Consider the following 25,961-nt stretch of genomic DNA (forward strand, 5'->3'; position numbering starts at 1 on the left):
TTTTTAGTAGTTTACCTAAATCTTTGATTAAAGAGGTATGACTTATGCTCGCAAATACGAACTTTTCTCGCTTACACAATTAACTTCTTATAAACTATGCGGCAATTACTATGTATCAAAGATGGGATGCCAAAGTGAAAACCAGCTTAAAACTCGTTTCTACAGCTATTCTCGCGTCAATTTCAGCAACCAGTGTTGCTAATCAAGAACCAGACAATATTGAAGTGATTACCGTTACTGGTGACTTTAAAAAAGAAAGTATTCAAACGTTAAGCGCAAGTGTGCATGTCCTTGGTGAGCAAGATATTGCAATGCGTAATGCCGTGCATTTGGATGAAATGTTAAATACGGCTGCTAACGTTAATTATACGTCTGGCGCATCGCGTGGACGTTTTATTCAAATTCGTGGTATTGGTTTACGTTCGCAATTTGTTGACCCGATTAATCCATCAGTAGGGTTATTAATTGATGGTATTAATTACTCAGGTCTAGGTGGCGCAGCGTTGTTGTTTGATACACAGCAAGCTGAAATTTACCGTGGTCCTCAGGGAACGCGCTTTGGCGCAGACGCTCTGGCAGGCATGATCCACATTGATACAAGCGAAGCTACAACCGATGCGCGCGCCAAGTTGCAGCTCGGTGCCGGAAATTACAATTCCTATAACCTAGGTATTGCTGCTGGTGGCGGTATTGATAATGCTGTTGGTATGCGTGCTAGCGTGTACCAAAATAGCTCAGATGGTTATGTTGATAACATTTACTTAAATGAGTCTACCCAAGATCAAGATGAACTGGTTGCACGTTTTAAAGCAAAAACAGATTTCAGCGATGTGTTTGTTAGCGAGTTGAATTTACATTATATCGATATTGAAAATGGTTATGATGCCTTTACCCTCGATAACTCACGTAAATCAGTAGCTGATCAGCCAGGACAAGATAATCAGGAAAGTTACGGCGTTAGCTGGCGTAATAATTTTTCAGGTTTTGATAGTTTCGATATCAATTTCAATGTCAACGCGCTTAATGCTGATTTATTGTATAGCTACGATGAAGATTGGGTATGCAATGATCCAGAAGAAGCTGAACTATGCAGTGCGGGCCTTCATTCTTGGGGTTATAGTTCGACCGATGCGTATGATCGAGAGCGTAAAGACCGTTCCGTTGAATTAAATGTGCAAAGCAAAGAAGGGACTTGGATTGGCGGCGTATATTATCAAAGCAAAGACGTCGACTTAACACGCGCTTATACATGGCAAGTACAAGACTTTATGTCAAATTATCAAGTAGATAATATTGCTGTATTTGGCCAAATAGAAACGCGCATTGATTCTCGTACGGTTTTGATTACGGGTTTGCGTGCAGAAAATTACCAAGGTGATTATGTTGATAACAACGGCTTTTCAGAATCTGTTGATGATTCAATGGTAGGCGGAAAACTTGCACTTGAGCATCAAGTAAATCAGCAGGCGATGATCTATACCAGCTTCACGAGTGGTTACAAAGCAGGAGGCATCAATGGTGAAGCACTAGCGAAAGCGCGGGATGAAGGCGTAGATCAAAGTTTCTTTGAAACCATTAAATATTTTGATCCAGAGTATTTATGGAGCGGTGAGTTTGGCGTTAAAGGTATGTCTAAAGATAAGCGACTGGTACTTCGTTTAGCTGCGTTTTATATGTACCGCGATAATATGCAAGTTAAGGCGTACAAAGAATACAAAGCCGATGAAACGTCAGAGCCTGTATTCGTTGGTTACCTTGATAACGCAGCTAGTGGCCGTAACTACGGTATTGAAATCGATGGACGTTATCAATTAACTGACCGCATTAGTTTAAATGGTGCAGTAGGTTATTTACGCACCCGAATGGATGACTTTGTTAATGCTGATGGCGAGAGCAAAGATGGCCGCGAACAAGCGCAGGCACCGCGCTACAACTATGCGTTCTCGGCGCGTTTTGATGCAACCGATAACCTGTATGTTAATTTAGGTATTGAAGGCAAAGATGACTACTACTTCTCAGATAGTCACGATTCAAGGGCTGAAAGCGTAAATCTGGTTAATGCTAAGATTGGTTATAACCGCAATGCATGGGAAGTAAGTGCTTGGGTGCGCAATATGTTTAATCAAGATTACGCAACCCGAGGTTTTGAGTTTGGTAATGACCCACGTGACTTTTACGAGACGCACACTTATGTGCAATTTGCTGAGCCTCGTATGGCTGGCGTAAGTTTTACCTATCAGTATTAATTCAATTATAAGTAATGTGTTTGGGTTTCAGATGTGGCTGTTAGGCTCTTCTGAAACCTGAAACCTGAAACCTGAAACCTGAAACCTGAAACCTGAAACCTGAAACCAAAAGCTATGAAATTATCTGTAGAAATTAGTAAATACCCGTTGCACCAAGATTATATTCCATTTATCAAAGGGTTTATTGACCGTTTAAACGCGAACGCAAACCTAGAAGTGATTACTAACACCATGTCTACGCAGGTGTTTGGTGACTACGATGAGGTAATGAACGCAGTAACGAGTGAAATTAAACGTTCTCACCAAGAATTTGGTAAAGCGATTTTTGTGTGTAAATTTATTGGTGGTGATTTATCACCTAACAAAGAGGTGTAAATGGAATTTTTATCACAAGCCTTAAGCGGTTTTACAGCAATGAGCTATTGGGAATATATCGCGGTAGCGCTTGGCCTTGCTTACTTAGTGTTTGTGATGAAAGAAAGCTTGTGGGCGTGGCCCTGTGCCTTTGTAAGTACCTTTATTTACACCATTTTGTTTTGGAATGGTGCGCTGTTAATGGAGTCATTGCTTAACTTTTATTATTTAGCAATGGCGGTCTATGGCTTTTATTGCTGGAAAAACGGTAAAGAAAAGAAAGAGCTACCAATTACTAGTTGGAAACTCTATACCCATCTGAGCATTATTATAATCACCAGTTTAATTGCAATTGTATTAGGCTATGTGATGGATAACTTCACGCATGCTGAATTTGCCTACTTAGATTCATTTACAACTTGTTTTGCTGTGATGACTACTTATTTAGTTGCTAAAAAAGTGCTTGAGAACTGGCTCTATTGGTTTGTAATTGATGCCGCGTCCATCTACCTTTACCTTCAAAAGGGCTACTATCCAACAGTGGTGTTATTTGCTATTTACACTGGGGTGGTGATTTGGGGTTATATGCAATGGCGTCAGCATTATGAACCAGATAAAGAGCAAGCCTTTGCTTAATCAATGCCAAGACTACCTAGTTAAACTTGGGTTAGAGTTTGTAGCTAAAAAAACGCTTTATCTTACTCAAGGCGTTAATAATACTTGTTTTCGAGTTGAAACCCACTGTGGAAAAACTCTGCTATTAAAGCATTTTGATCGTGAAAATAACTTCAAAGTGACTTTAGTTGAGCAACATTTAGCAAAAGAAGGTGTTGTACCGAACGTTATAGCAACTAGCGAAAAACATAAGCTGATTGCTTATCAATTTATTGAAAGCGTAGAATTTAACAAACCGATCCACCTTCAATCGTTAGTAACAAAGCTAGTTGTTTTACATAATTTAAAAAGTGATTATGACTATGAAGAGATAAATCTAATTACACTCTTTAATAGTTACACTGAGCTAGCAGAATATAAAAACTATCAAACAACAATTAATCAATTACTAGCGAAGCTAAAAAATTACCCCTATGAACTTGGCGTATGTCATAACGATTTAGTACTCGAAAATTTACTTTTCTCAGACAACGATAGTTGGATTATTGATTTTGAATATGTGGGACTAAATGATGTGTATTTTGATTTGGCAGCACTTTGTAGCTCATTAACACTTAACCTCAGTGACAAAAAATATTTGTTAGCCTGCTATTTTAAGCTACCAAGCGTGTCGTCACAGCAACTAGAAAAGCTAGACTTATATCAGCAGCTTTACAATTTAATTTGTTACTTGTGGTATTTAAAGCATGGCTTTACAAGCCATGCTCAAGCGCTAAAGCCGTTTATAAACGATTAAATACCACCAATACGTTCAGCTAATTCTTTATAGCGTTTAACGTCGTCTTCGTTAAATTTAGCGTTGCCCGCATCGTCTTTTTCAGCCGCAATTAACAAGCTTTCACGCTCTAAACGACGGACGCGTTCTTCTTTTACACCAAGAAATTCTGCAACTTGTTCTGTAGTCATTAATGCCATTTTGTTCTCCTAGTAATTAGGGTCTGTTGATCTTTAAAGTTCGTTTTTGCAGCAGTTTGACTGGCTTTTATACAAGGCAGAGGCTGCGTGGCATGGTTATTCCATGTGAGTCAGCCGATAACACTGTAGAAAAGCCAATCAAGCGCTGCCTCTCGGCTCTTTTGAGCGCACTTTTCTTGTTGTTGTTCGATATTCGCTTAGATGACTAGGCCACACATCGAACGCCGCGATAAAAGCACGCTCAAAGAGAGCAAAAATAGAACCGCAAAGGTCAACAGACCCTAGGCATGCTTCAAGTGAATCTTTTAATTAAAGCGTTTTTTATTAAAAAATGCGAGTAAATTACAACTTAATTGTAACTATCTTGTTGATATATTAGCCAAGTGAGTTTTCATTAGCTGGTAATTCGAAGGTTTAGCCATTATTATTGTCGCCGTGCTCTCGTGGTGAAATGGATATCACGTGGCCCTCCGGAGGCCGAGTTCTAGGTTCGATCCCTAGCGAGAGCGCCAATTCTTATTTGGCACAGTCAATTACTTCTCCATTGGTCTTATCAGCGTAATCTTTTATTGCGTCGTTTAGCATAAACACATAGAATTCAATCGTTACTTGTCGGAGTGCCTTTTACTTTTTGAGTAAAACTAAGGCTGAGATCGCATTAGCGGGATCCGTGAACCTGAATAGATTAGTATCTACGTAGGAAACAAGCAGCTTGGTGGCAAGCGTTTGTTTGCCATTTGGCAAAAAACCTTTTCACTTTTGTCTTAATTTATTTTAAGCACTGCCTCCTAGGCGCTGTATGCGCTTCAATCATCACGAACTTTGGCAAGACCGTCACTCGATTTAATTATTTAAAGGTGCGTCATGTCACAAAGTAATACTAAGCCAGCAAATCAAATGAGCCGTCGCGAAGCGCGACAAGCGGCATCTGATTACATATACAACCTTAAAACCCAGCCATTTCCTAATTCACAAAAAATTTATGTGGAAGGTGAAAACCCGGGCGTACGCGTAGGTATGCGTGAAATTACGTTAAGTGATACTTTTGCTGGTGGTACAGAAGAAAACCCAATTTTCGAAAAGAACGAACCGGTACGTGTTTACGACACATCAGGCCCTTATACCGATCCGAATGCTGAACTGAATGTTGAAGTAGGTTTACCAAAATTCCGCCAAGCGTGGATTGAGGGCCGTGATGATACTGAAGAGCTAGTGTCTGTAACCTCACAATACACACAGCAGCGAATGGCTGACGAAGGGTTAGATCATTTACGTTTTGAGAATTTACCAAAAGTGCGCTGTGCTAAAGCGGGTAAAAATGTTACGCAAATGCACTATGCGCGCCAGGGTATTATCACACCCGAAATGGAATACGTTGCTATTCGTGAAAATATGGGCCGTGAAAAAATTCGTGAAGAAATTTTAGCGCAGCAACACAAAGGCGAATCGTTTGGTGCGGAGCTGCCAGATTTTATTACACCAGAATTTGTCCGAGATGAAATTGCACGCGGCCGTGCGGTATTACCAAATAATATTAACCACCCAGAATCTGAGCCAATGATCATTGGCCGTAATTTCTTGGTTAAAGTAAATTCAAATATCGGTAACTCGTCAGTTTCAAGCTCAATAGAAGAAGAAGTTGAAAAGCTTGTATGGTCAACTCGCTGGGGCGCAGATACGGTAATGGATTTATCGACAGGCCGTTATATTCACGAAACACGTGAATGGATTGTACGTAACTCGCCAGTGCCAATTGGTACTGTGCCAATTTACCAAGCACTTGAAAAAGTAAACGGTGTCGCAGAAGACCTAACTTGGGAAATCTTCCGTGATACGCTCATTGAACAAGCTGAGCAAGGGGTGGATTACTTTACTATTCACGCGGGTGTTCTACTTCGCTATGTACCAATGACGGCTAAACGTGTCACCGGCATTGTATCGCGTGGTGGTTCTATTATGGCGAAATGGTGTTTAGCGCACCATAAAGAAAATTTCTTATACACTCACTTTGAAGAAATCTGTGAAATTTTAAAGCAATACGATGTGTGTTTCTCTCTCGGTGATGGCCTGCGCCCAGGATCTGTTGCCGATGCAAACGATGAAGCGCAATTCTCAGAATTACGCACGCTAGGTGAGCTAACTCAAATTGCTTGGAAACATGATGTTCAGGTGTTTATTGAAGGCCCAGGTCACGTGCCAATGCACATGATCAAAGCTAATATGGACGAGCAACTTAAACATTGTCATGAAGCGCCGTTTTATACCTTAGGGCCACTAACTACCGATATTGCACCGGGTTACGATCACTTCACATCAGGTATTGGTGCTGCGCAAATTGCTTGGTACGGCACAGCAATGCTGTGTTATGTAACGCCAAAAGAGCATCTAGGTTTACCAAATAAAGATGATGTTAAAGAAGGCCTTATTACTTATAAGATTGCTGCTCATGCAGCAGATTTAGCAAAAGGTCATCCAGGTGCGCAAATTCGTGATAACGCACTTTCTAAAGCACGTTTTGAGTTCCGTTGGCACGATCAGTTTAACCTTGGTTTAGATCCTGAACGCGCGCTTGAGTATCACGATGAAACCCTTCCACAAGAGTCAGGCAAAGTTGCACATTTTTGCTCAATGTGTGGTCCTAAATTCTGTTCGATGAAAATCACCCAAGAAGTGCGTGATTATGCGAAAGACTTAGAAAATCAGGGCGTAGATATTTCTGATGCGAATGCAATTGAAATCAAAATGATTGATGTTGAAGCAGAAATGAAAGCGAAATCAGAAGAGTTTAAATCGGCTGGTTCTGAGATTTATCAGAAAGTATAAATCAGCAATAAGTATTCAGAATTCAGTAAGTAAACGTCTGAATTCTGACACCTATTTTACTGCTTGGGCGTATTATGACAGCAAGTTCACAGCGAAAAAAAATCGCGATTTTGGGTTACGGTTTAACGGGTCGCTTAGCGGCATTGCAGCTTTATCAACAGCATCAGGTATCGGTATTTGAGTCAGGTAAAGTGAGCGGTGAACAAAGTGCAGGTTTTGTTGCTGCAGCCATGCTTGCGCCATTAGCTGAATCGGTACTATGTGAAGCTGATTTAGCCGAGCTTGGCTTGCAAGCGATGTCGCTTTGGCAGTCGGTCCTTGAGTTGTTGGATGAACCTGTGTTTTTCCAACAACACGGCAGCTTAGTGGTTGCACATCAGCAAGATAAAGGTGACTTAGACTCGTTTGCCAATCGTTTAAAACCACTTGCTGGGCAAAGTGCTATTCATCTTGGTGGTGAACAGCTATCAAAGTTAGAACCAGCACTTGCTGGGCGTTTTTACCAAGGCATTTACTTGCCGTGCGAAGGGCAACTTGATAACCGTGCGTTTTATGCCGCCAGTTACCAACAAGTAAAAGACAAGGTTACTTTCTTTGAGTCGTTTTCAGGCAATATTAACGAAAACCACTTTGATGTGATTTTGGATTGCCGTGGCTTAGGTGCAAAACCTGAGCTTCAAAACCTTCGCGGTGTACGCGGTGAAGTGGTGCGCTTATATGCGCCAGAAGTGACGCTAAATCGCCCTGTGCGCTTAATGCACCCGCGCTATCCGATTTACATTGTGCCAAAACCGAATCATGAGTTTGTAATTGGCGCGACAGAAATTGAATCGCAATCAACAAAGCCAATGACGCTGCGTTCAGCAATGGAGCTGTTGTCAGCTGCATATACAGTGCACAGTGGCTTTGCTGAAGCCGAAATACTGGAAATGCAAGCAGGGCTAAGGCCAAGTATGCCTGATAACCGCCCACTGGTTGAAAAGCAAGGCAAGCGCATTGTGATTAATGGCTTGTATAGACATGGTTATTTACTGGCGCCAAAAGTGGTTGAAATGGCGCTTGAGCAGATTAACTAAGAGTGCAAAATGAATTTAATAATTAATGGCGAAAAGCGCGATGTTGAAAGCAATATGACGTTGCTTGCTTTGCTATCTCAGCTTGGCGCTAGTGAACCCTACGCGGTGGCTTTAAATCAAAGCTTTGTGCCGCGTGAACAATGCGAAGGCGTTACTTTGGCTGATGGCGATCAGATTGAAATTCTCTCGCCAATACAGGGGGGCTAATGGATAAGCCGTTAACTATTTATGGCCAAACGCTGTCGAGCCGTTTATTTATTGGTTCAGCCTTATATCCATCTCCTGCAGTAATGCAGCAATCAATTAAGGCATCGGGTGCTGAGGTTGTGACAGTATCGTTGCGTAGGCAAGGTACCCTTGAAGCCGGTAATGATTTCTGGCAATTAATTAAAGATACCGGCCTTAAAGTATTACCCAATACCGCAGGTTGCCACAGTGTGCAAGAAGCCGTAACCCTTGCCAAAATGTGCCGCGAAGTGTTTCAAACTAATTGGATTAAGCTCGAGCTTATTGGTGATGAATATAATTTACAGCCCGATCCGATTGGTTTACTTGAGGCGACAAAGCAACTAATTGACGACGGTTTCGAAGTTTTACCTTATTGCACCGACGACTTAGTTATTTGCCAAAAATTAGTCGATTTAGGTTGTGAAGTACTGATGCCGTGGGGCGCACCAATTGGCACAGGTAAAGGGTTGTTAAATCCGTATGCGTTAAAAACCATTCGTGAGCGTTTACCCAATACCACATTGCTTGTGGATGCAGGACTTGGCTTGCCTTCACACGCAGCAGCCGCAATGGAAATGGGGTATGATGCGGTATTATTAAATAGTGCGGTAGCGCAAGCGGGCGACCCAATAGCAATGGCAAAGGCTTTTTCACTTGCGGTAGACGCAGGCAGAATCGCTTATGAAGCTAAAGCAATGCCCGAAAAAGAGGTTGCAAAACCGTCAACCCCGACAATGGGCATGCCCTTTTGGCATCAGTAATAGGGTAAAGAAAAAAGCGTTCAGATTTCAGATGCTACACTCATTGAGTATGCTTTAGATAACTTAAGGAGTGAGTTATGAGGTTTGAAAGTTTAGCGGTTTGGCAGCGGGCTTGTCGTGTTACTTGCGAAGTTTATAAAGCGATGGCCTTGTGCAAGGATAATGTATTAAAAAATCAAATAACGCGATCAGCGCTTTCGATACCTTCAAATATTGCCGAAGGTGAAGAAAGAGAAACCATTAAAGATATGGTGCGCTTTTATGTGATTGCAAAGGGTTCGGCAGGTGAGCTCGTAACGCAGTTATATATTGGCATAAAGATAGGCCTTATTGAGTCAAGTGTTGGTTTTTCATTAATTGATGAAGTAAAACAAATAACCGCCATGATAGTGGCAATCATAAAATATAAACGAAGTAATATTTTTGAAATCTGAAATCTGAAATCTGAAATCTGAAATCTGAAATCTGAAATCTGAAATCTAGGAAACTATGGCATTAATTTGGACTATTGCTGGCTCTGATGCTGGTGGCGGCGCGGGTATACAAGCTGATATAAAAGCAGCGCAAAGTTTTGGTGTGCATGCATGTAGTGTTATTACGGCACTTACTGCGCAAAATAGCATGGGGGTTGAAGAGATTAATGGCGTTGCAATCAAGGTGATTGAATCCCAACTTGATGCCCTTGAGCAAGATGTACAACCAAAAGTGATTAAAATTGGCATGCTTGCTAATGAGCAGCAAGTGGAGTTTATCGCTAATACACTTAAACGCTATAAAACAACATGGCAAACACCACCACTTGTTGTTTACGACCCTGTAGCGGTTGCATCAAGCGGTGATAGCTTAACCGAGGAAGATATTTTACCGGCTATTAAAACCCACTTATTACCTCAAGTAGATGTGATTACGCCTAATACCCAAGAAACGCAAATTCTTACCGGTGTGTATTTAATTGGTCCAAGCGCAGTGCAAGATGCAGCGAAAGCGTTTAACGAGTTGGGTGTGCCAAGTGTGCTGATAAAAGGCGGTCATTGGGATTATCCTAAAGGCTATTGCATCGATTATGGTGCTCATCAAGGTGAAGAATGTTGGCTAGGCAATAAAGCAATTAACACACCGCATAGCCATGGTACAGGGTGTTCTTTTGCTTCTAGTATTGCTGCCAACCTTGCCAAAGACTACCCGCTAAAAGATGCGTTTATTCTTGCTAAAGCTTATATTAATCAAGGCTTAAAACATGCAGAGCGTTTTGGGCAGGGCATTGGCCCTGTTGCTCATTGTGGATTCCCACATGATATAAATGACTACCCAGAAGTGATTGAAGCAGATTCATGGCTTGGTCAGGAACTTGATCTGGCAGTGGATCCAGAACAAGTCAGTGCCCGTGGTTTTGCAAAAATTGAAACGCGTAACTTAGGTATTTACCCTGTGGTTGATTCCGTTGATTGGATTGAGCGCTGCTTAAAAGCGGGCATTAAGACCATTCAGCTGCGTATCAAAGATAGCAGCGATGCTGATCTTGAAGAAAAAATCGCAACCGCGATTACCCTTGGCAAAAAATACGACGCGCGCTTATTTATCAATGACTACTGGCAATTAGCGATAAAGCATAGTGCTTACGGTATCCACCTTGGCCAAGAAGATATTTCAGTCGCTAATTTGGCTGAAATTAAGCAAGCAGGCATTCGATTGGGGGTATCTACCCATGGCTTTTATGAAATGCTGCGCGCGCATAATTATCGCCCAAGTTATTTGGCTTTTGGTGCAATATATCCAACCACAACCAAAGATATGACGGGGCAAATTCAAGGCCTTGAAAAGTTAAAACACTTTGTACCACTAATGCATGATTACCCTGTAGTGGCAATTGGCGGTATCGACCTAGCCCGTGCTGAAGAAGTTGCAAAGACAGGCGTTGGCAGTATTGCTGTTGTGCGCGCAATTACAGAAGCCGATAATCCTGAAGCGGCCATTGTTGAACTTGAGAGTGTGCTGAACTAGCTATGTCATCGTTATCAAACCAAGAATTAATTCGTTATTCTCGCCAGTTACTATTGCCAGAAATTGACGAGAATGCGCAACTTAAATTAAAAGCGGCACGCGTATTAATTATTGGTTTGGGCGGGCTTGGTTCTCCAGCAGCGTTTTATTTGGCAGCGTCGGGTATCGGACAGCTAACGTTGGTCGACCATGATGAGGTTGAGCTGTCTAATTTGCAGCGGCAAATTCTCTATAAAGTTAGTCATATTGGGCAAAGTAAAAGCAAAGCCGCGGGCAAAACGCTGCAAGCGCTGAATAACCAAGTATCACTATCTTCAATCTCAGAAAAGTTGGATGAGCAAAATGCGAAATCGCTTATCGAAAATTGTGATTTAGTACTCGATTGCAGTGATAATTTCAAAACACGCTATTTAGTTAATCGCTTTGCTAAGCAGTTTGCTAAGCCGCTTGTTTCCGGTGCAGCTATGGGCTGGCAGGGGCAAGTTTGTATAGTAGATAATAGAGATAATAGTGCACCTTGCTATGAATGCTTGTTCCCAAACCAAGATGTGAGCAATGCTCAGAATTGCGATACTTTGGGGGTTATCAGCCCGTTGCTAGGTGTAATTGGCGCACAGCAGGCAATTGCCGCAATACAGTTAATATTAGGCGAGCAAAGACTTCCACAATTTTTACAATTTGATGCACAGAGCTTTAAACAAAGCGCTTTTGCATTTACCACGTCAAAAACCTGTACAGTGTGTAACAACGTATAAGACTGGCTGAATTCATACCCAGTTAGAGTAGATACGATTCTACGTAATACTACCTTTCATTTACATTTCCCAACGTTATGATATTTGTGTTTTTACCCGAATTAGGTATTTTAGATTAATAATTGGAGGGAACATGCTTAGAAAATTATTAATTTCGGGTTTAATGCTTGGTGCTACAAATGCAATTGCAAGTGTGCAGCCATCACAACACTATTTAGTCACTTTTCCTAATTCAGATATTGAAGCCAAAGCTAAGATAAGTTTGCATCATAATTTAATTGGCGATCGTCCAAATGGTGTGTTGTTTACACTCTCCAATGAAGAACAATCCTTACTAAAACGCTTTGGTGCCACATTGCAACCAGCAGAACATCTGGCAAAGCAATTTTTAACCAAGCAACAAAATATTTTTGATAAGTTGACTAGCAACAGCACAGGAATACCAGGTTTTAGCTGCTACGCAACGGTTGAAGAAACTTTTCAGCAAGTAGATGATTTAGTAGCAGCTCACCCTGAATACACAGAACTGGTAGATATTGGTGATTCATGGCAAAAGCAAAATAAAGGAGAAGGCTACGATTTAAAAGTTTTAAAAATCGGTAAAAAAGATTTAGTTAATCCGCCAATTTTATTTATTCAAAGCGCCATGCATGCCCGCGAGCTAGCTACAGCCGCATTGACATTAGATTTTGCCAAACAGTTATTAGCAGAGCGTGAAACCAATGCCGATATCAACTGGATTTTAGAAACACAGCAAATTCATATTCTCTTTCAAACAAACCCTGATGGACGAAAAATTGCGGAAACAGGCGTTTCACAACGTAAAAATGTTAACGAAAATCATTGTTTAGAGGCCAATGTTGGTGTTGATTTAAATCGTAACTTTAGCTTTGGCTGGGGCTCGGTTGATGGTGGCTCTAGTGGTGATGCATGCTCTGCAACGTATCGGGGAGATAGCCCAGGTTCAGAGCCTGAAGTGGCCGCAGTTGAGAATTATGTTCGTAGTATTTTCCCTGATCAACGCGGGCCAAATATTAGCGATGCTGCGCCTGAAAATACTCAAGGCTTGTACTTAGACATTCACAGCTACAGCCAGCTTATTTTATGGCCTTGGGGTGGCAGCTATGATGCTGCACCAAATGCCAAAGGGTTAGAATCGTTAGGTCGAAAACTTGCATATTTTAATGACTATCGGCCAATGCAATCGGTAGGTTTATACCCGACCGATGGTACTTCAGATAGTTTAGCTTATGGTGAACTTGGTATTGCGCATATTACCTTTGAATTAGGTACCGCATTTTTCCAATCGTGTGGTTATTATGGTGCGTTAATCAAGCCTGATAACTTAAAGGCACTACTTTATGCAGCTAAAGTTACAAAAGCGCCTTATCAGTTAACACAGGGTCCAGATATTGCCGATATAAGTTTGGCGTTGAATGCGCAGCAGCAAATAGTTTTAAAAGCGAACGCAACGGATACACGCTTTAAAAACAATAGCTCCTGGCCAATGCAAAATATTACTAAGGTAAGGTATGCGGTTAATCAGCTGGTGTCAGATGACAATCAACAGTTGGCGATGTTTAGTGATGGTAACGCAGATAGCATCACTGAGCAGTTTGAGATTGTGATTAACGACAATCAACTAATCGACAAAAAAGCAATTGTGTATATGCAAGCGCAGGATAATGACGGTTATTGGGGGGCCATTACGGCACAAAGTATTGATACGAATCCGCCAAGTGTTGCAGGCAAGGTTGTGTGTTCAGGTGCTAAATGCCAATTTAATGTGGAAAACCCAGTAAGTGGCTTCAACTACAAATGGCAACTGTCTGGCGGTGATGTGCTCGAAGGGGAAGAGGCGACACATATATTGCCTTCACTTGGTGGCTATTCAGCAACCCTTGTTGTGACTAACTCTATTGGTGTGTCAAATAGCTTAGCTATAGACTTTAATGTTACAGAGTTATTTGCGCCAGAAGTAGTTGCTTCACACCTGTGTAACTATTTAGCGTGTGAGTTTGATGCATCGCTTAGTACAGATGCTGATAGCAACACGTTAAGCTATGCTTGGAAAGCGGAAAACGCATCGGCGAGTGGCATGGTATTCTCGCATAACTTCTCTCAAGCAGGCAGCTATAAAGTTGAGTTAGTGGTCACTGATGAACATGAGCAAGCGACGCGTTATGAGTTTGATTTACAAGTTGAAGCTGAGCCAGAGCCCGTACCTCTTCCTGAGGTACCAGATGACGTTAAAAAGGATTCGTCTGGCAGTAACTCATGGTTAATGTTGTTTATTCTTACTGCTGGCGCACTGATAAGAAGGCAGCGCGTAAAGCATTAAAAAAGGGAGCGGTTGCTCCCTTTTTTGACTTTAATACTGATTAATCTTCAGTAGGGGTTTCAGCTTGTTCGCTTTGCTCTTCTTTATTTTTGATTTTCGCAAATGGCGTACCCATGCGCGTTACTGTGCCTGCAACTTCACCATCAAGAAAGTCTGCTACTTCAGAACCCCACGCTAAGATAACGGTAGAGCCAAGTTTAAAGCGGCCCATTTCATCACCTTTATTTAAGATAAGTTGATTATGGCCATTTTCAGGGTAATCCCATGTGAATACGTCTTTACCTGCTGGTGGAGTTACCGTGCCAGCCCAAATAGTTTCGATGCTAGCTACAATGGTTGCACCAACTAATACCATAGCAAGAGGGCCAATTTCAGTATCAAAAATAGCAACTACACGCTCATTGCGTGAGAATAAGTTTGGTACATTTTCAGCGGTAAGTGGGTTTACCGAGAATAAATCACCCGGTACATACACCATTTTGCGCAGTTTACCGCCAATTGGCATATGAATACGGTGGTAGTCTTTTGGTGCTAAGTAAATCGTTGCAAATTTACCGCCTTGAAACGGCGCTGCTACATTTTCATCACCGCCAAGTAATTCTTGTAAGCTAAAGTCGTGGCCTTTTGCTTGAATTAAGCGGTCATCAACTACATCGCCAAGTTGCGAAATTTTACCGTCTACAGGGTGAGCGATAATGTCTTTATCTTCCGCAATTGGGCGCAGGCCGTCTTTTAATGGACGGGTAAAAAATTCGTTAAAGGTTTTATAGTGAGCTGGATCTTCGTATTTGGCTTCGCTCATATCTATGCCGTACTGCTTAATAAAGCCTTTAATTAAGCTGGTAGTTAGCTTGCCTGCTTGTGCTGCTGCTAATTTACCCACTAAGCGAGATATAAGGTGTTTTGGCATGGCGTACTGCGCGCCAATTTTGAATTTATCTAAACTCACGAGGTCGTATCCCTAAAAAATTTTTCGTATTTTACATTAAGTTGTTGAATGACTCTATACTCTTGGATTACGCGCGCCTGCACGACCATCTTCCATTGATTCTAAAATGCGATGGTAGCTATCAAAGCGTAATTCGCTGATTTTACCTTCGTCAACGGCTTCACGGATAATGCAACCCGGGTCATCAAGGTGTTTACAGTCTCTAAATTTACAGCCACCAATAAACTCACGGAACTCTTTAAAGCACCAAGTTACACGGTCATTATCTAAATGCCATAAGCCAAACTCTCGAATTCCTGGAGAGTCGATTAAATCACCACCCGAGGCTAAATGATGTAGCGTTGAAACCGTTGTGGTGTGCTGACCTAAGCCTGAAACTTCAGATACTTCTTGGGTTAAGATATTCGCGTCTGGTAATAGGCTATTGACTAGTGTTGACTTACCAACACCTGACTGGCCGACAAAAATGCTGCTTTTATCTTTTAATAACGCTTTGAGTTCTTCGACGCCTTGGCCTGTTTTATTACTAATGAAATATACTTGGTAGCCAATGTCGCGATAAATATCGAGTACTTCATCTAAGTATTCAATGCCTTCGTCATCGAGTAAATCAACTTTGTTAAGCACTAAAATGGGTTCTATTCCCATATCTTCACAGGCAACTAAGTAGCGGTCGATTATGTTGGGAGTAAACTCCGGTAATACGGCTGACACCATTAAAATTTGGTCAATATTGGCGGCAACTACTTTTACACCATCGTAAAAGTCAGGGCGCGTAAGCTGGCTGGTGCGTTCTTCAACAAGTTCAATTACCCCTGCTAAATCACCTTCGCTTACTTTTGCGGGACGAAAAATAACGTTGTCACCGCAAACAAGGCTTTTGATTGTACGGCGAATATTACAGCGTAGGATCTCGCCTTCAGCTGTTTCAATATCAGCATGTTGACCAAAGCGGCTGATCACTCTGGCGTTTTGTTGCGGACCAAGATTATCGCTTTGCCAAGATTGCTCTTCAGCTTGTTGATTACCTTTAGCCTGCTTTAAACGCTTTTGATGGTTTGCGCTAATTCTGCGAGATTGACCTTTACTGAGTTTTTTCCGTTTTGCCACTTTTAGCCTATAACTTAAATAACACTTAAAAAAAGCGTTTTATCTATTGAAGAAGCATAATATGATATATCCAAATTCATTAAATCGAAAGGAAAGCACCGCTAGGTAGTTATGGCTTTTCATGAATCTAATTTAATTTGGCTTGATTTGGAAATGACCGGATTAGAGCCAAGCCAAGATCGCATCTTAGAAATTGCTACAGTAGTAACAGACTCTGAGCTTAATGTTTTAGCTGAAGGCCCTGTAATTGCAGTCCATCAGTCAGACGAAGTACTGGCCGGTATGGACGAGTGGTGCACCAATCAACACGGTAACTCGGGTTTAACTGAGCGTGTTCGCAAAAGTAAGCACAGCGAAGAAATGGCAATTCGCGAAACCATCGCGTTTCTCGAAAAGTGGGTGCCAAAAGGTGTTTCGCCAATGTGTGGTAACTCAATTGGACAAGATCGACGCTTTTTAAACGTGTATATGCGTGAATTGGAAGATTACTTTCACTATCGCAACATTGACGTTAGCTCAATTAAAGAGCTAGTAAGACGTTGGTCGCCAGACATGCTTAACCTTGTTAAAAAGCAAGGCACACACTTAGCGCTTGATGATATTCGTGAATCAATCGCCGAATTACGTGTTTATCGCCAAAATATCTTCAAAATTTAAAAAAATTTTAGCTTTGCTGCTTGCAAAGCTAAATTCTTTATGTAAAATCACGCCCCGCTTAGACGATAAAAGACTTTAAGCATTGGTATGCGAGTACAGTTCAGCTGCTCGAGGTGATAGATGTGACTAAGGTTGCGCTAAAGCTAAGTTAAAAAACGGTTGATTGGAATGCGAGTATAGCTCAGCTGGTAGAGCGCGACCTTGCCAAGGTCGAGGTCACGAGTTCGAACCTCGTTACTCGCTCCAAATTTTAAAAGATTTAAAAATAATCTTTTACACAATAGATTAAGACAACCAGAACGTTTTAATCTTATATCTGCATGATGATGCGAGTATAGCTCAGCTGGTAGAGCGCGACCTTGCCAAGGTCGAGGTCACGAGTTCGAACCTCGTTACTCGCTCCAATCATTCGAAAATGCATTATGTAATGCGAGTATAGTTTAGCTGCTCGAGGTGATAGTTGCGACATGTCGCGCTATAGCCAAGTTAAAAAACGGTTTACATGGAATGCGAGTATAGCTCAGCTGGTAGAGCGCGACCTTGCCAAGGTCGAGGTCACGAGTTCGAACCTCGTTACTCGCTCCAATCATTCAAAAATGCATTATGTGACGCGAGTATAGCTCAGCTGGTAGAGCGCGACCTTGCCAAGGTCGAGGTCACGAGTTCGAACCTCGTTACTCGCTCCAAATCTTCCTTAAGTTATTTCAGAAAAATAATTGTTAAGAACTAAACTTCAGTACCAAGAGTTCTAACTTTATTTCAGTTTGTGTGAAATTAGATATAAAGATTTCAGGATTCAGAATCGTAATCTGAAAATTTTTTTGAAACCTGAAACCTGAAACCTGAAACCTGAAACCTGAAACCTGAAACCTGAAACCTGAAACCTGAAACCTAGTTTTAAATTGGCAAAGAGTTTTGCCTTAAATCTTGCAAAGCACGCTTTTTATTAATGATATCTTCAATAAGCGGTCGCAGGATTAGCTCCATTGCTAAGCCCATTTTTCCGCCTGGTACCACCATGGTATTCATGCGTGACATAAACGCGCCATTGATCATTTGCAAATAGTATGGAAAATCTACATCATCAATGCCGCGAAAACGAATAACCACAAAGCTTTCATCAAGTGACGGGATATCTTTTGCACTAAAAGGGTTTGATGTATCTACAGTCGGCACGCGCTGAAAGTTAATATGGGTGCGAGAAAACTGTGGTGTAATATGGTTAATATAATCATCCATAGAGCGCACGATAGAGCCCATTACAGCTTCATGTGAATGGCCTCGGTCTTGTGTATCGCGAATAAGTTTTTGTATCCACTCAAGGTTAATGATAGGAACCATACCGATTAGCAAATCAACATGGCGTGCAACATCCACATCGTTGTCTACTGCGCCGCCATGTAATCCTTCATAGAATAAAATATCAGTGTCATTTTCAAGGTCTTGCCACGGCGTAAATGTGCCGGGTAGCTGGTTGTAAGGAACAGCTTCGTCAAAGGTATGCAAATAGCGACGGCTTTTACCCGAACCAGTATTGCCGTAGTCAGTAAATAACTGTTCTAACGATGCAAGATCATTGGCTTCTGTACCAAAATAGCTAATATGCTTGCCTTCTTGATGCGCTTCGCGAATACGCTTATCCATTTCAGGGCGTGTATAGCGGTGAAAGCTATCTCCCTCAACAAATGCCGCATTAATATTTAAACTGCGGAAGATGTGTTTAATTGCATTGGTTGATGTGGTTGTTCCTGCACCGGAAGAACCCGTGATTGCAATAATGGGGTGTTTGGCTGACATAGAGCACACTATTTTTAGTTGTTTATGTGTTTATATCTGGGCGGCAGTGATTGGTCAAGTTTGTCTTTATTATAATAGCTGTGATATTAATGGAAAAAAATATGCATAGTAGTTTGAAAATAATAATGAAAAAAACCGTGACCTTTGCTTTCTTGGCATCTGTATGTAGCACTGTTTTTGCTAGTAATACAGCATCGAGTTTACCAAATACCGATGTGTTTTTAGTTAAACTCAACAACAATAAACTCGTTAGCGCTAAAAATATCTCTAACCGCCTTGGATATGATAATCAACCAAACTTTATTGATGGTGGTTTGCTTTATACCACAGGGCTACAGACGGGTGAATCGTGGCAAACAGACGTAATGCTTTACGATTTCAAAACCAAGCAAACAACGAATTTAACCAACACCAAAGTTAGTGAATATTCGCCAACAAAAGTGCCAAATGAAGACAGCTTTTCAGTTATTTTAGAAGGGTATGATGGTAGCCAGGAGTTGTGGCAATACGGTTTAAATAAGGCAAAGCCTGCCAAATTACTACGCAAGGAAGTAGGCAAAATAGGGTATCACGCTTGGGGAAGAAATTACGACTTAATTACCTTTGTGCTTGGAGAGCCACATTCCCTTTATTTTGGTAATACACAAAAACAAACGGGTAAACCTGTTGCTGGCAATATTGGCCGTACTTTAGCGTTTAATCAAACGCTAAATGTGTACTCATTTAGCCAATATAAAAATAATCAGCAGTGGATTACGTTATTTAATAGCAAAGATCATTCATTTAAACCTGTATTACAGCTGCCCGAAGGTATTGATTATTATGCATGGCAAGGTGATGATGCACTGATTTATGGTAAAGGAAATGTAATTTATCGTTGGTCATTAAACAGTGCTAAAAAACCAACTAAATGGCTTGATTTAAGTGCACACTGTGAACATAAAATTACGCGATTAAAGTATCAAAAAGAGACTGAATTATTGGCTTTTGTTTGTGATAGAAGTTAGTTTTTGGGGTTAAAAATCAAAGCCTAGTGCCTATCACAAAAGCGTTGCCATGAAATACTGCCTGGCAGCGCTCTCACACCACGGATAATCTGCCACAATAATTTGCTGTTTTCGAACTCGGTCTGTGCGTAGTCCTTAAACCCCATTAAATAATTAAATGCATCTTTGCTACCAGCTTGAATGGATGAAATGCGAATTTGCGCTTCAAAGTTCAATCGAAACGAGCTAATGGCCGCTTTTCTGCCATCTAAATCAATATTAGGGATATGGCATTTTTGCAAGTAACCCGCACGTTCACCTTCACCTGAGAACCATATGCGCACTTTTTCACTGTAACGGCCAGACTTTGCAGGCAAGTCGAACATTAAGCGTTGCTGCCCTTGTTGCTTTAAAAAGTGAAGATAGTCTAAAAAACCATGCTCAATAAGCATGGGGTGCACAGGAATACGACGTGGTTTTATTTTGTTATTGGTATGAAAGTCAAAAAAGTAATGACCATCTTGCTTCGTTACATTATCCAGTGTGAGTTGACCAATTTCGTCACTAAATGTGCCAGTGTAATAGCTTATTAATGGCAGCCAAAAGTGCCAATGCTTAGCTTGTTCTCGTGGCATTTTGTGGTCGCCATAAATATACCCTTTGAATAAGGTATGAATTTCCATATTAGTAAAAGGGCGGCGGCCTAAATGGGTTTTCACTGAATATCCAATAAATGAATGAGTTAGCAACTATTTTAGCAAATATTGGTGGAATAACTAGGGCTTGGGTTATTACTGAGTGAAATCGTTAAATAATGCGCATAGGCGCACTATTTAATAAAAGCGGTCTTTCACTTGTGCATATTGATAATAAGCAAACTGCCCTAATCGTCTAAAATGAGGAAAAGGTAAGTAGGGGAGAGGTGTGTTGTAAAGAGGTAAGTTTGGTACTGTTTTACCTGCTACCATTTGTGCCATGCGATAGCCTGCCTGCGCACTAAACGACACACCAGCACCACAATAACCCAGTATAAAGCCAAGTTTGCCGTCAAAATTAATGTGCGGCATATCATCGAGTGCGGCGGCAATAAAACCATTCCAGTAATAATCATGCTCGATATTACCAAGGCTTGGAAAACAATCGCTTAGGCCCTTTTTTAAGTTGGCTAAATACACTGTTTTATTTTGATGTTTGGCATAAACAGCCCCGCGACCACCGAATAAAAGCCGGTTGTCTGGCAATAATCGGTAATAGTATTTTAGTGTTCGCGTGTCCATACATACTTGGTTGGTTTGTAGGCCTGATTCTGCTAATTGTTGTGCTGTAAGTGGCTTAGAGACAAATATGCTGCTTAAAATAGGCAAGTATCGGTTGTTAATAGCCTTATGTGTTAGTTTGCTATTGTATGCATTGCCCGCGATAACTAATTTATTGCAGCTTAGTTGGCAGCCATTAATTGATAACTGAAAGCCACTTGCTGTTTCCGTTATATTGTCAACTAACGCGTTTTCAAACAGGGTGACACCGCTCTCAAGCATCGCAGTACGATAGCCAAGTAATAACTTTAATGGATTCACACCAAAACTATCGCTGTAGCGCAGTGCGCCATAGGCTTGTTGATTTTTCATGTAGTGCGCACTGAGCTCGTCTTGGCTCAGCCATTGGCAAGGCGGTGTGCTTGAATTTTGTAAGTGTGTTTGAATGTATTCAGCTTGGGCATTTAAGGTTTGCAATGCATTTTGATTATGTGCAATTTTTAAATAACCATTTTCTTGTTTATCACATGCAATATTATGTTTTGCAATAAGTTGCTCGACGCGATTTACAGCATTACTGAATTCGGCATAAATCCCTTTGCTAACATCGATTCCCCACTTCTCGGTCATTTGAGGGTAACTTAAGCGACCTGAGCCTTTAAGTACAAAGCCTGCATTTCGCGCACTGGCACCAAAACCTACCTGATTGGCTTCAAGTACGCATACATCTAAGTGATGTTCAGTTGCTAAATGATATGCAGTTAAAAGCCCCGAATAACCGCCGCCAATTATTGCAACATCAAACTGCTGTTGACTGGTTACGCTTGATCTAGCCGTTGGCAAATCAATAGTACTGGCCCAATAACTAGGGGCAAAGGCTTGTCCTTGGCAGTGAGGATGTTGCAGCGGATCGTATAATTGGCTCATGAAAATTCAATCACCATTTCTGCCGCACTGCAGTAGCAAGGTACGCCGCAAATAGTGCAGTGATAATTCTCTTCAATGCTGTAGTTATACCAGCGATTTTTGTGCTCTTTAATCAATTTTCCGCCTGCATTAGTAAAATATTTTACCGCACCATTGCCAGGGCTTTGTTGCCATAAGTGGCCAATACCCGCTTTCGCACCTTGTTGCTTAAGTGCTTCGATTGATGCATTTAATAGCTTAGGGCCAATGCCTTTACCTTGTTGATTAGGATCAACGGCAATACATTTAAAGTATGCCATTTTATCTTGTTGGCAAGGCCATAAAGACGGGCTACACCATTCATCAAGTGGCCATTGATTGGCTGCATAACTTAAGCGTAGGCCCACGACGCTGTCATCTTCTAATGCAACAAAGTTGGCATTGATACCATTTTTGGTAGCCTTACTTTGCATTTTAATTAAGTTTGCCAAATCAAGGTAGTTGTCGCCGTGAACTAAGTTAGCAAGCGCAATCGCTTGCTGATAATACTGTTCAGTAAGAGGGATAATTTTAATCATTTGAAAGTGCTTCAAGCAATGAATCAGCTTCTAGCTCAATTGCGATTTGTTCGTCACTTAAGTCTAAACCAATAAGTAGCTCATCTTCTCTAAGGTGCGGTAATAAATCCACTACGTCATCAAAGTTGATTTCGATAACGTTAAAGTGTTGCCACTCGCCTTTGCACTGTTGTTGCGCCATTTCTGATGATGACCAAATTAACAGTGCATCGCGCTCATCATTAAATTCTGATTGCGCGATTAGTAAACCACTTTCACTTGATAGCACAAATGCTTGTTGTGACTGTTTTAACTGGTTTACAAAGTCATTAATGCGTTCTAAATGTTCGCTCATAGTGCCTAATCTCTTGGTGCTGTTTCGATACTCGAAGCGCGATTTTTATGTTCTGAATGGAATACTTGAAGCGCACTAAAGCGAGTCAAATCGGTTAAGTTTCTGAAGATAATCCAATCCAGTAAGCAAAATAGTGATAAAGCGACGTAGTTATAATCGCTAAATGCGCCTTGTTCTGCAGTATCATTTAATACTGATAAAACGCCGTTTATGCGCTCACGTTGTAAATTGAAAAACAGTTTGTCGTCATTGGTGTCGAATTCCGAGCGCTGACAAATTAAAAGCTCAACCAATGAATCGTTCGCAGAGTTAATTAGAGTCAGGGTATTTTCTTGGTTCCAGCTTAACGGAGTGAAATCCAATTTTTGGGCTAAGTAACGGTAAATAACGTTTGAATCAAAAATCACCTGCTCACCGTCAACCAACATAGGAATTTTTCGCGTTGGGTTGAGTTTAACTAAGGTTTCTCGGTCTTTCTCGGCAAAAATATTAAGGTTTAAAAAGTCGAATTCGATATCTTTTTCGATAGCCAGTGCGCGAAGGCGGCGTACATAAGGGGAGGTTAGCGAACCATAAAGTTGCATAAGTAGCTCTCGCTTAATATGAAATTTAGTTATTTATATCAGGTCTTGGCGAGTGATACTATGGCTTGGCAGTGACAATTTTATTTAGAACTTAAAATGAAAACGCGTATAGCAAAACAAATCGATTTACCCGCAATAGTCGACATTTATAACCAAACGATAGACAGTCGAATGGTAACCGCGGATACCGAACCACAATCAGTGGCAAGTAAACAAGCATGGTTTGATAGCCATACTGACACTCGGCCAATTTATGTTGTTGAAGATAATGAACAGGTGGTTGCTTGGTTAAGCTTTAAGTCGTTTTACGGTCGCCCTGCATATAATGGTACTGTTGAAATTGCCATTTATGTTGACAGCAATCAGCGCGGTAAGCAGATTGGGCAAACGTTATTGCAGTTTGCAGAGTCTCTTGCACCTAAGCTTCAAATCAAAAGTTTGTTGGCATTTATTTTTAGCCACAATACACCCAGCATGCGACTTTTTATTAAAAATGATTTTGCCGTATGGGGTGAGCTACCAAATGTGGCAAAAATGGATGAAAAAGAATACAGCTTAACGATTTTAGGTAAGCGAGTAGATGAAAATTAAGTTTAAAAAAGGCTTTAATATTTAACATTAAAGCGTTTGTTAGGGTCTGTTGATCTTTGCTGTTCTATTTTTGTTCTGCTTGAGCGTGCTTTTATCGCGGCGCTCGATATGTGGCCTAGCAATCTAAGCGAATATCGAGCAAAGCTTCCGCGTCCTGCTCACGCCCCTTACCTACATCCATATAGGCAACAATGAGAAAAGTGCGCTCAAAAGAACCATTCGGCAGCGCTTGATTGGGCTTTCTACTGTGTTATCGGCTGACTCACATAGAATAACTATGCTACGCAGCCTCTGCCTTGTATAAAACCCAATTAAACTGCTGCAAAAACGAACTTGAAAGGTCAACAGACCCTAGGGATAGCTCAGAGAAGTTACTACTTAAGCTCTGCTAGCCATTGGCTAAAATCATTATCCATTGATTTACCCCATTGTTTTACCAGCGCTTGGTAGCGGGTATATTGACCTTTGCGCGTTAGTGCCAGCATTTGTTCAACTTTGTCGCGCTGTTTTTCCATCATATAGCGCGATGCTAAATAACCCCAAACATAAACGCGTTCAGAACCGCCATTTTGCTCATAACTGGTGTTAAATAGTTCGCTTAAATGAATGATTTGTTTTTTTGCTGCTTTTACTGCGCGTTCGTTATCTTTGCCTTTTGCGATGTACTCAGCAATTCCTTCACTCCACCACACTAAATGAGGCAATAACGGTGCTGGTTTTGGGCAGTATTCTGGGCCCGAATGAGAGTCGTGTAGGTTAGCGCAAAAGTCACCATACATATTAAAGCGGCCATCCAGGTAATGCACATACTCATGGCTTAAATTCCAAATTTGACCTTTCTTTTGGTAAGCGACGAATTCAGCTGAGTTATTGGATAAATGCGGTAAACCTTCCAGATACATGCCGCCATTATCGCTTGGAACATCAAAGTGTTTAGTTACATACTGCACATAGGCATCGCGATTTTGATAAATATTGGCTCGCAAGCGGTGATTATTATCATTCGCTACAGGCTTATCTTGAGTATTAAAAACACTATGAAAACGAGCTTCTTGTGCAGACAGCATTTTACATGCAGCATTTTCTTGTTCTTTGCTAAGCGCTTGATGACGCAGTACGATGGTTTTACTGCAATTTTTCACATTGACTAAAACGTCGTCCACACTGGGCGTGGCTGCACAGGCATAAGTTGTAAATAAAAAGCTGGATAACAGTGCTAATTTTTTCATTGGTATATTGTATTCAATTTTAAATTAAAATGATTACAACAAATTAATTTACATTGGTCAATTAAGTGTTTTCCAAAGGTGCTCTTGCGTACGCTTTTCTCATTGTTAGCTAGGTGAATGTCAATTAGGGGCGTGAGAAGGATACGCAGTTTTGCTTTACATTTGCCTAAATTGCTTAGCCGCATATTGAACGCAGCAACAAAAACGCTCAAAGAGAGCAAAAATAAAATTGTAACGATCACAATCCCTAGGGATAAATTTGGGTTAAACCAGAGTGCCCTTGCATATCGCCAATAATCCAAACTTGTTCGAATGGGTGTGGGGTTGGCATAGCAAAATGATGTTGCAGAGCTTGAATATCGTCATTGCGCCAAAATGGATTTGCGTTGCGGATCACCAGCCACATGCGTTTAGAATCGTAATGTTTTAATGCTTTGTTAGCTAAAATACGCTGCAGAGCTTTGGTTAAACGAGTTTCTATTGGCTCGAGTAACAGTGCTTTTAGGTTTTCTTTGGTTTCGCTGCTGAGTTCTCGGTGCAGAATTGCCATTGCTTCTTTCTCGCTGCCATAGAGGTGAGCAATTTCAATATCGAGCTTATCTTCGCCTTGGTAACAGCTTACATCAGGTTTGCTCGGTTGGTTATGCCAAATATGGCGCATGGGTAAGTTAAATTGTTTTTCATAAAGGCGTAAAAAGAGCTTAGCTGCTTGATGCTCTAGTTCAATTTTTTCTTTTTCGCTGGCGCTTAACATGAAATATTTGGCTGAAAATACGGCTTAAATTGTTGCAATTACTGTAGCGTGAGAG

General features: G+C 41.1%; 26 protein-coding genes, 5 tRNA genes and 1 riboswitch. Of the genes, 20 read left to right on the plus strand and 11 right to left on the minus strand.

The annotated features are described in order from the left end of the window. Window positions 1-110 precede the first annotated feature (110 nt). The 4 genes from ACXAFE_RS01905 to ACXAFE_RS01920 all read left to right on the plus strand — a co-directional run bounded on the left by ACXAFE_RS01905 (window position 111) and on the right by ACXAFE_RS01920 (window position 4,011). Window positions 111-2,246, plus strand: a complete 2,136-nt coding sequence (locus tag ACXAFE_RS01905) for a TonB-dependent receptor (RefSeq protein ID WP_475147805.1) — start codon at window positions 111-113, stop codon at window positions 2,244-2,246. Between the two features lie 114 nt (window positions 2,247-2,360). Continuing rightward, window positions 2,361-2,621, plus strand: coding sequence for a YkoF family thiamine/hydroxymethylpyrimidine-binding protein (locus tag ACXAFE_RS01910; RefSeq protein WP_100912601.1), 261 nt, complete (start codon window positions 2,361-2,363; stop codon window positions 2,619-2,621). Next, window positions 2,622-3,236: a nicotinamide riboside transporter PnuC gene (gene pnuC, locus ACXAFE_RS01915; protein ID WP_475147810.1), complete on the plus strand. Its 615-nt coding sequence runs from the start codon at window positions 2,622-2,624 to the stop codon at window positions 3,234-3,236. Next, the gene (locus ACXAFE_RS01920) at window positions 3,205-4,011 is read left to right on the plus strand and encodes a phosphotransferase (RefSeq protein WP_475147813.1); all 807 of its coding nucleotides are present in this window, start codon (window positions 3,205-3,207) and stop codon (window positions 4,009-4,011) included. Before pnuC ends, ACXAFE_RS01920 begins: the two co-directional genes overlap by 32 nt. Here ACXAFE_RS01920 and ACXAFE_RS01925 read toward each other — a convergent pair. Beyond that, on the minus strand, window positions 4,008-4,190 hold the full coding sequence (locus ACXAFE_RS01925; RefSeq protein WP_010561097.1) for a helix-turn-helix domain-containing protein: 183 nt from the start codon (window positions 4,188-4,190) through the stop codon (window positions 4,008-4,010). The two genes, ACXAFE_RS01920 and ACXAFE_RS01925, sit on opposite strands and share 4 nt — an antisense overlap. Before the next feature lie 437 nt (window positions 4,191-4,627). Here ACXAFE_RS01925 and ACXAFE_RS01930 point away from each other — a divergent pair. The 9 genes from ACXAFE_RS01930 to ACXAFE_RS01970 all read left to right on the plus strand — a co-directional run bounded on the left by ACXAFE_RS01930 (window position 4,628) and on the right by ACXAFE_RS01970 (window position 14,175). After that, window positions 4,628-4,702, plus strand: a tRNA-Arg gene (locus ACXAFE_RS01930). Between the two features lie 91 nt (window positions 4,703-4,793). After that, a riboswitch (TPP riboswitch) is annotated at window positions 4,794-4,910 on the plus strand. A 144-nt stretch (window positions 4,911-5,054) separates the two neighbouring features. Next, complete coding sequence (thiC, locus tag ACXAFE_RS01935) at window positions 5,055-7,013, plus strand: phosphomethylpyrimidine synthase ThiC (RefSeq protein WP_475147817.1); 1,959 nt, start codon at window positions 5,055-5,057, stop codon at window positions 7,011-7,013. A gap of 74 nt (window positions 7,014-7,087) precedes the next feature. After that, a complete protein-coding gene (locus tag ACXAFE_RS01940; RefSeq protein ID WP_475147820.1) occupies window positions 7,088-8,089 on the plus strand; it encodes an FAD-dependent oxidoreductase in 1,002 nt (333 codons plus the stop codon). 9 nt (window positions 8,090-8,098) lie between these two features. Further along, complete coding sequence (gene thiS / locus ACXAFE_RS01945; RefSeq protein ID WP_475147823.1) at window positions 8,099-8,296, plus strand: sulfur carrier protein ThiS; 198 nt, start codon at window positions 8,099-8,101, stop codon at window positions 8,294-8,296. Continuing rightward, entirely contained in the window at window positions 8,296-9,078 is a 783-nt protein-coding gene (locus ACXAFE_RS01950) for a thiazole synthase (protein WP_475147826.1), read from the plus strand. Before thiS ends, ACXAFE_RS01950 begins: the two co-directional genes overlap by 1 nt. Before the next feature lie 77 nt (window positions 9,079-9,155). Then, window positions 9,156-9,512 carry a four helix bundle protein gene (locus tag ACXAFE_RS01955; RefSeq protein ID WP_475147829.1) on the plus strand — a complete coding sequence of 119 codons (357 nt, stop codon included), beginning with the start codon at window positions 9,156-9,158 and terminating at the stop codon, window positions 9,510-9,512. Window positions 9,513-9,567: 55 nt separating this feature from the next. Next, window positions 9,568-11,079 (plus strand): thiamine phosphate synthase, encoded by a 1,512-nt coding sequence (thiE, locus tag ACXAFE_RS01960; RefSeq protein ID WP_475147832.1) that lies wholly within the window; start codon window positions 9,568-9,570, stop codon window positions 11,077-11,079. 2 nt (window positions 11,080-11,081) lie between these two features. After that, a complete protein-coding gene (locus tag ACXAFE_RS01965; protein WP_475147835.1) occupies window positions 11,082-11,834 on the plus strand; it encodes a HesA/MoeB/ThiF family protein in 753 nt (250 codons plus the stop codon). Window positions 11,835-11,967: 133 nt separating this feature from the next. Continuing rightward, window positions 11,968-14,175 carry a M14 family zinc carboxypeptidase gene (locus ACXAFE_RS01970; RefSeq protein ID WP_475147837.1) on the plus strand — a complete coding sequence of 736 codons (2,208 nt, stop codon included), beginning with the start codon at window positions 11,968-11,970 and terminating at the stop codon, window positions 14,173-14,175. A gap of 40 nt (window positions 14,176-14,215) precedes the next feature. Here ACXAFE_RS01970 and asd read toward each other — a convergent pair whose 3' ends face one another. Together asd and rsgA are read right to left on the minus strand one after the other, a co-directional pair. Continuing rightward, window positions 14,216-15,124: an archaetidylserine decarboxylase gene (gene asd, locus ACXAFE_RS01975; protein ID WP_475147839.1), complete on the minus strand. Its 909-nt coding sequence runs from the start codon at window positions 15,122-15,124 to the stop codon at window positions 14,216-14,218. Window positions 15,125-15,178: 54 nt separating this feature from the next. Beyond that, window positions 15,179-16,234: a small ribosomal subunit biogenesis GTPase RsgA gene (rsgA, locus tag ACXAFE_RS01980; protein ID WP_475147842.1), complete on the minus strand. Its 1,056-nt coding sequence runs from the start codon at window positions 16,232-16,234 to the stop codon at window positions 15,179-15,181. A gap of 111 nt (window positions 16,235-16,345) precedes the next feature. On the opposite strand from rsgA, the gene orn reads away from it, so the two are divergent. From orn to ACXAFE_RS02005, 5 genes are all read left to right on the plus strand, one after another. Further along, window positions 16,346-16,891, plus strand: coding sequence for an oligoribonuclease (gene orn, locus ACXAFE_RS01985; RefSeq protein ID WP_010561087.1), 546 nt, complete (start codon window positions 16,346-16,348; stop codon window positions 16,889-16,891). Between the two features lie 170 nt (window positions 16,892-17,061). Further along, window positions 17,062-17,137: transfer RNA gene (locus ACXAFE_RS01990), tRNA-Gly, on the plus strand. A gap of 82 nt (window positions 17,138-17,219) precedes the next feature. Then, window positions 17,220-17,295: transfer RNA gene (locus ACXAFE_RS01995), tRNA-Gly, on the plus strand. 105 nt (window positions 17,296-17,400) lie between these two features. Then, window positions 17,401-17,476: transfer RNA gene (locus tag ACXAFE_RS02000), tRNA-Gly, on the plus strand. A gap of 25 nt (window positions 17,477-17,501) precedes the next feature. Continuing rightward, window positions 17,502-17,577, plus strand: a tRNA-Gly gene (locus ACXAFE_RS02005). Between the two features lie 211 nt (window positions 17,578-17,788). On the opposite strand, the gene ACXAFE_RS02010 is transcribed toward ACXAFE_RS02005, so the two are convergent. Further along, entirely contained in the window at window positions 17,789-18,688 is a 900-nt protein-coding gene (locus ACXAFE_RS02010; RefSeq protein WP_100912614.1) for a phosphoribulokinase, read from the minus strand. 125 nt (window positions 18,689-18,813) lie between these two features. On the opposite strand from ACXAFE_RS02010, the gene ACXAFE_RS02015 reads away from it, so the two are divergent. Continuing rightward, window positions 18,814-19,695 (plus strand): hypothetical protein, encoded by an 882-nt coding sequence (locus ACXAFE_RS02015; protein ID WP_475147845.1) that lies wholly within the window; start codon window positions 18,814-18,816, stop codon window positions 19,693-19,695. Window positions 19,696-19,718: 23 nt separating this feature from the next. Here ACXAFE_RS02015 and ACXAFE_RS02020 read toward each other — a convergent pair whose 3' ends face one another. The 5 genes from ACXAFE_RS02020 to ACXAFE_RS02040 form a co-directional block, all read right to left on the minus strand. Further along, complete coding sequence (locus ACXAFE_RS02020) at window positions 19,719-20,393, minus strand: site-specific integrase (protein WP_054979065.1); 675 nt, start codon at window positions 20,391-20,393, stop codon at window positions 19,719-19,721. A 114-nt stretch (window positions 20,394-20,507) separates the two neighbouring features. Then, complete coding sequence (locus ACXAFE_RS02025) at window positions 20,508-21,857, minus strand: NAD(P)/FAD-dependent oxidoreductase (RefSeq protein WP_475147848.1); 1,350 nt, start codon at window positions 21,855-21,857, stop codon at window positions 20,508-20,510. Further along, window positions 21,854-22,414, minus strand: coding sequence for a GNAT family N-acetyltransferase (locus tag ACXAFE_RS02030; protein ID WP_475147851.1), 561 nt, complete (start codon window positions 22,412-22,414; stop codon window positions 21,854-21,856). The genes ACXAFE_RS02025 and ACXAFE_RS02030 overlap by 4 nt, the downstream gene beginning before the upstream one ends. Then, complete coding sequence (locus ACXAFE_RS02035) at window positions 22,407-22,748, minus strand: DUF2750 domain-containing protein (RefSeq protein ID WP_237130503.1); 342 nt, start codon at window positions 22,746-22,748, stop codon at window positions 22,407-22,409. The genes ACXAFE_RS02030 and ACXAFE_RS02035 overlap by 8 nt, the downstream gene beginning before the upstream one ends. A 5-nt stretch (window positions 22,749-22,753) precedes the next feature. Further along, entirely contained in the window at window positions 22,754-23,332 is a 579-nt protein-coding gene (locus ACXAFE_RS02040) for a glutathione S-transferase family protein (protein ID WP_475147854.1), read from the minus strand. 96 nt (window positions 23,333-23,428) lie between these two features. Here ACXAFE_RS02040 and ACXAFE_RS02045 point away from each other — a divergent pair, with 96 nt between their 5' ends. Continuing rightward, window positions 23,429-23,923 carry an N-acetyltransferase family protein gene (locus tag ACXAFE_RS02045; RefSeq protein ID WP_475147858.1) on the plus strand — a complete coding sequence of 165 codons (495 nt, stop codon included), beginning with the start codon at window positions 23,429-23,431 and terminating at the stop codon, window positions 23,921-23,923. 374 nt (window positions 23,924-24,297) lie between these two features. Here ACXAFE_RS02045 and ACXAFE_RS02050 read toward each other — a convergent pair whose 3' ends face one another. Beyond that, complete coding sequence (locus tag ACXAFE_RS02050; RefSeq protein ID WP_475147860.1) at window positions 24,298-25,152, minus strand: collagenase; 855 nt, start codon at window positions 25,150-25,152, stop codon at window positions 24,298-24,300. A 247-nt stretch (window positions 25,153-25,399) separates the two neighbouring features. Further along, window positions 25,400-25,906, minus strand: coding sequence for a hypothetical protein (locus tag ACXAFE_RS02055; protein ID WP_475147863.1), 507 nt, complete (start codon window positions 25,904-25,906; stop codon window positions 25,400-25,402). Between the last annotated feature and the right edge of the window lie 55 nt (window positions 25,907-25,961).

It is taken from the genome of Pseudoalteromonas sp. ABV4_021, assembly GCF_056159365.1.